This window comes from Caulobacter sp. D5 (assembly GCF_003185805.1).
In the GTDB taxonomy this organism is placed as follows: Bacteria; Pseudomonadota; Alphaproteobacteria; order Caulobacterales; family Caulobacteraceae; genus Caulobacter.
Map to the genome: position 1 here is coordinate 1 of NZ_QHJY01000413.1, position 5,102 is coordinate 5,102.

At 72.5% G+C, this 5,102-nt stretch carries 4 protein-coding genes; 1 reads left to right on the forward strand and 3 read right to left on the reverse strand.

Annotated features, from left to right (window positions below; translation table 11 throughout):
- Positions 1–207: 207 nt before the first annotated feature.
- A complete protein-coding gene (locus tag DMC18_RS22315; RefSeq protein WP_110121108.1) occupies positions 208–1,518 on the forward strand; it encodes an amidohydrolase family protein in 1,311 nt (436 codons plus the stop codon).
- A 151-nt stretch (positions 1,519–1,669) separates the two neighbouring features.
- Here the strand turns inward: DMC18_RS22315 and lpxK are convergent, their stop codons facing one another.
- Genes lpxK through DMC18_RS22330 form a run of 3 tightly spaced genes read right to left on the reverse strand, consistent with a single transcriptional unit; the run spans position 1,670 to position 4,997 of the window.
- Positions 1,670–2,674: a tetraacyldisaccharide 4'-kinase gene (gene lpxK, locus DMC18_RS22320; RefSeq protein ID WP_110121109.1), complete on the reverse strand. Its 1,005-nt coding sequence runs from the start codon at positions 2,672–2,674 to the stop codon at positions 1,670–1,672.
- Positions 2,671–3,951, reverse strand: a complete 1,281-nt coding sequence (locus DMC18_RS22325; protein ID WP_110121110.1) for a 3-deoxy-D-manno-octulosonic acid transferase — start codon at positions 3,949–3,951, stop codon at positions 2,671–2,673. The genes lpxK and DMC18_RS22325 overlap by 4 nt, the downstream gene beginning before the upstream one ends.
- Positions 3,948–4,997, reverse strand: coding sequence for a cation diffusion facilitator family transporter (locus DMC18_RS22330; protein WP_110121111.1), 1,050 nt, complete (start codon positions 4,995–4,997; stop codon positions 3,948–3,950). The genes DMC18_RS22325 and DMC18_RS22330 overlap by 4 nt, the downstream gene beginning before the upstream one ends.
- Positions 4,998–5,102 lie beyond the last annotated feature (105 nt).

The following is a 5,102-nucleotide window of genomic DNA, read 5'->3' on the forward strand; positions in this document are numbered from 1 at the left end:
CCTGAAGGGGGAGCTGTCGCGGAGCGACTGAGGGGGAAGTGATCGCGGCAGATCAGCAGCCGCTTCCCCCTCCGGCCCTCTGGGCCACCTCCCCCTTCAGGGGGAGGGTCTTGAGATAAATATGGCGTGACAGCCGCGCCCTGACCCCGCCATCCTGCCGCCAAACGCCCCTGGGGAGGGGCGATCGTTCCAGAGGGGCCTAACTCCATGCGTATCCGTTCCCTGGCCGCCGCCGCGCTCGGCGTCGCGGCCGCCGCCCTGTCGTTCGCCGCGGCTCAAGCGGCCAATGGGGCGGGAAGCCCGCTGACCTTCGTCCAGGCCGGCAAGCTGCTGGCCGACCCTGCCACTGGCAAGGTCGAGACCGCCAAGACCGTGGTCGTGCAGGACGGCAAGGTGGTGCGGATCGCCGACGGCTACGTGTCCGAGCCCGGCGGGGTGGTGGTCGACCTGAAGGACCGCTTCGTCCTGCCCGGCCTGATCGACAGCCACGTGCACCTGACCGGCCAGCAAGGCCCCAATTCGCGTCTCGACGAGGTGACCCAGTCTTCGGCCGACCAGGCGATGATCGGGGCCGGCTACGCCCGCAAGACCCTGATGGCGGGCTTCACCACCGTCGCCGACCTGGGCGCCGACAACGACGCCATCTTCGCCCTGCGGGCCGGCATCAAGCGCGGCGACGTGGTCGGTCCGCGGATCATCGCCGCCGGCTCGGCCGTGTCGATCCACGGCGGTCACGGCGACATCAACGGCTTCCGCGAGGACGTCATGCACGTGCTGCGGCCGGAGTCGGTGTGCTCGGGTCCCGACGACTGCCGCCGCGCGGTGCGCGAGCAGGTCTGGCGCGGCGCCGACGTGATCAAGATCACCGCCACGGGGGGCGTGCTCTCCAACACCGCCGCGGGCCTGTCCCAGCAGTTCAGCGACAGCGAGCTGGCCGCCATCGTCGAGAGCGCCCATCGCATGGGCCGCCGCGTCACCGCCCACGCCCACGGCGTCGACGGCATCAACGCCTTCCTCAAGGCCGGCGGCGACTCCATCGAGCACGGCACCTATCTGGACGGCGAAAGCATCGCCCTCTTCAAGAAGAATGGCGCCTATCTGGTCCCGACCCTGATGGCCGGCGACTTCGTGGCCCGCATCGCCGCCAGCCCGGGCAACTTCTTCACACCCGCCCAGACCGCGAAGGCCCTGGAAGCCGGCCCCAAGATGCTCGACATGGCCCGCCGCGCCCACGACGGCGGCGTCAAGATCGCCTTCGGCACCGACAGCGGCGTCAGCGCTCACGGCGACAACGCCTATGAGTTCGTGCTGCTGACCCGCGCGGGCCTCTCGCCGATCGAGGCCATCCGCACGGCGACGGTCAATGCGGCCGATCACCTGGGCATCACGGCCGAGGCCGGCTCGCTGGCGCCGGGCAAGGCGGCCGACCTGATCGCCGTCGAGGGCGACCCGCTGGCCGATGTGAGCGTGCTCCAGAAGGTGGATCACGTGATCAAGGGCGGGGTGGTGGTGAAGTAATCCACCGAAAGCCCTCCCCCTCGATGGGGGAGGGTTGGGTGGGGGTGACCTGCTGAGTTGGCCGTCCGCGCTGGCGCCAGTCGGTCGATGCCGCAGCCACCCCCATCCCCGACCCTTCCCCCATCAAGGGGGAAGGGAGTTTCTTTTGGGATCAGCCGATCCCCGCCAGCACCCTTGCCAGCGCTTCCTCATCCTCGAACCGCGCCCGTACCGGCCAGGCGGCGACGCGGTCGCGCCAGGCAGGCGGCAGGCGGATCCAGTCCTTCTCCGTGGTGACCAGGCTGGCGCCGAGGTCGCGGGCCCGTTCGGCGAGGCCGCGCAGGGTGTCTTCGCTGTAGGTTCCGTGGTCGGGGAAGGGGGCGAAGTCGACGAGGTCGCAGCCGGCGGCCTGCAGGGCGCGCTCGACCTTCCACGGCTTGCCGACGCCGGCGAAGCCCACCTGCGGTCCGCCCGGCGGCGGGGCGGCCGGCTCCAGGCGGGCGATCAGCACGGGCTTGGAGGCCAGCAGGGCCAGCAGTTCCGGATCGGCCTGGGGCAGATCGGCCGGCAGCAGCACGATCACCGCGTCGGCGCGGGCCAGACCGACCGGGAGAGGCTCGCGCATCGGGCCGGCGGGGAACACCCGGCCGTCGCCGAACGGCCATTCGTCGTCGCGGGTCTCGCCGTCGACCACCACCAGCGACAGGGTCTTGGCCAGGTCCGGGTTCTGGTGGCCGTCGTCCATGACGATGACCTGGGCGCCGGCCGCGGCGGCGGCCTTGGCCCCGGCGACGCGGTCGCGCGAGATCCAGATCGGGAAATCCTGGGCCAGCATCAGCGGCTCGTCGCCGACCTCGCCGGCCTTGTGGCGGGCGGGGTCCACCCGCAGCGGCCCCTTCAGCGAGCCGCCATAGCCGCGCGACAGGCCATGGGCCGCGACGCCGCCATTGGTCAGCACCAGCAGCAGTTCGCGGACGATCGGCGTCTTGCCCACGCCGCCGGCGGTGAGGTTGCCGACGCAGATCACCGGCGCGCCCGGATCCTCGGGGCTGGCCTTGGCGATGCGGCGGGCGGTGGCGCTGGCCCACAGCCAGGAGAGGGGCGTCAGCAGGGCGCGGGTCAGGGGGGCGGGGCCGCCTTCGCGGCGGTACCACCAGCGGGGGGTGGAGAGCTTCATGCGGCCGCCTCCGGTCCAGGGTTGAGGGGCACCAGTTCCAGGATGCGCGACAGGCCCGCCCGGGCGGCGGCGTCGCGGGCCTCGACGAAGGCCTTGGCGCGGGCGGCCTGGGCCTTCAGCCGTTCGGGCGTCTCGAGCATCGCCGACAGCCGCTCGCCCAGCACCGAGGCGTCGGCATAGGCCACGCCCTCGACGGCGGCGAGGTCGCCGAAGGCCGTCAGCCAGTTCTCGACATGCGGGCCCGAGACCACCGGGCAGTCCAGCCGCGCCGGCTCCAGCGGGTTGTGGCCGCCGATCCCGGGGACCAGGCTGCCGCAGACCAGAGCCAGGTCGGCCAGGCGATACCACAGGCCCATCTCGCCCAGGGTGTCGGCGACGATCACCTCGGCGATCGTGTCGGGCGAGCGGCTGCGGCGGACGGCCTCGAGGCCGCGCTCGCGGGCCATCTCCAGGATCTCCTCGCCGCGCACCGGGTGGCGGGGCACGATCACCAGGCGCGGGGCCAGGTGGAAGCCGGCCACGGCGTCGAGGATGATCTCGTCCTCGCCGGGGTGGGTGCTGGCGGCCAGCAGCAGCGGCCGGTCGGTGAGCTGGAAGCGCAGGCGGGCGTATTCGGCCTCGTCGACCGGCAGGGAGGCCGAGCCGAACTTCAGGTCGGCCTCGCCGGCCACGGTTCCGCCCAGGCTGGCGAAGCGGTCGGCGGCGCGGCCGTCCTGGGCCAGGATCAGGTCGAAGCCCGAGAACAGCCAGGCCGCCGCCAGCGGGCGCGTTTGCCAGCTATTGTAGCTCTTGTCCGACAGCTTGGCCGAGACGAGGGCCAGCTTGGTCCCGCGCGCCTTGGCGGCCAGCAGTAGGTTGGGCCACAGCTCGCTCTCGACGAACACGGCCAGGTCGGGCCGCCAGTGGTCGAGGAAGCGCGCGGCGCCGCCGGGGGTGTCGACCGGCAGGTACTGGTGGATCGCGCCGTCGGGCAGCCGCCGGGCCAGGAGTTCGGCCGAGGTGACGGTGCCGGAGGTGACCAGGATCGCCGCGTGCGGCCGCTCGGCCCGCAGGCGCTCGACCAGCGGCAGGATCGACAGGCTCTCGCCGACGCTGGCCCCGTGCAGCCAGACCAGCACGCCGTCGGGACGCGGGATGGCGGGCTTGCCCAGGCGCTCGTTGAGGCGGGCGGGGTCTTCCTTGCCCTTGGCCGCCCGGCGGCGCAGCAGGGCCGGGGCGACCGGCGTCAGGGCCGTGGTCGCGGCGCGGTACAGCGCCAGGGAGAAGGGCAGGCTCACACGCTGCCTTCGGCGGCCAGGGCGCAGGGGTGGGCGTGGCCGCCGCGCTCGATCTGGATCGTGGCGTGGCCGATGGCGAAGCGCTTGGAAAGCTCGCCGCAGACGTCGTGCAGGAACTGGTCGTGGTCGGTCTCGTCGGGGCGGACGATGTGGGCGGTCATCGCCGTCTCGGTGGTGCTCATCGCCCAGATGTGCAGGTCGTGCACCTCGGCCACGCCGGGACGGGCGGCCAGCCAGTCGGCCACGGCCTTGGGGTCGATGCCGCGCGGGGCGGCGTCGAGGGCCAGATCCAGGGAGTCGCGCAGCAGGCCCCAGGTGCCCAGCACGATGACCACGACGATGGCCAGGCTGACCACGGGGTCCAGCCACAGCCAGCCGGTGGCCCACATGGCGAGGGCGGCGACCACCACCCCGGCCGAGACGGCGGCGTCGGTGGCCATGTGCAGGAAGGCTCCGCGCACATTGAGGTCGTCCTTGCTGCCGCGCATGAACATCAGGGCCGTGGCGGTGTTGATGGCGATGCCGATGGCGGCGACGACCATCACCGGGCCGGTCTCGATGGGCTGCGGATCGGCGAAACGGCGCACGGCCTCCCAGGCGATGGCGCCGACGGCCACCAGCAGCAGGGCGGCGTTGGTCAGCGAGGCCAGGATCGTGCCCTTGCGCAGGCCGTAGGTGCGGCGGCCCGTCGGCGCGCGCTTGGCCAGCACCGTCGCGCCCCAGGCTAGCAAGAGGCCCAGCACGTCCGAAAGATTGTGGCCGGCGTCGGCCAGCAGGGCCAGCGAGCCGGTGACGAAGCCGGCGAGGGCCTCGGCCGCCACGAAGGCCAGGTTCAGCGCCGTGCCGATCGCGAAGGCGCGCCCGAAGTCGGCCGGGGCGTGGCTGTGGCCGTGGTGACCGTGGCTGTGGCCATGCCCGTGCCCGTGATGGTGGCCGTGACCGTGGGAATGGCCATGGTCGTGCCCGTGCGCATGTTCATGACCGTGATCGTGGTCATGCCCATGGTCGTGATGGTCGTGGTCGTGGCCCGGATGGTCGTGCGGCATGGGGTCTACATCCCACCAAGGGAGGCGGGGATCAATCCACTCGTCCCCCTCTCCCCTTGCGGGAGAGGGTGGCCTCCCGGAGGGAGGTCGGGTGAGGGGTCTCTC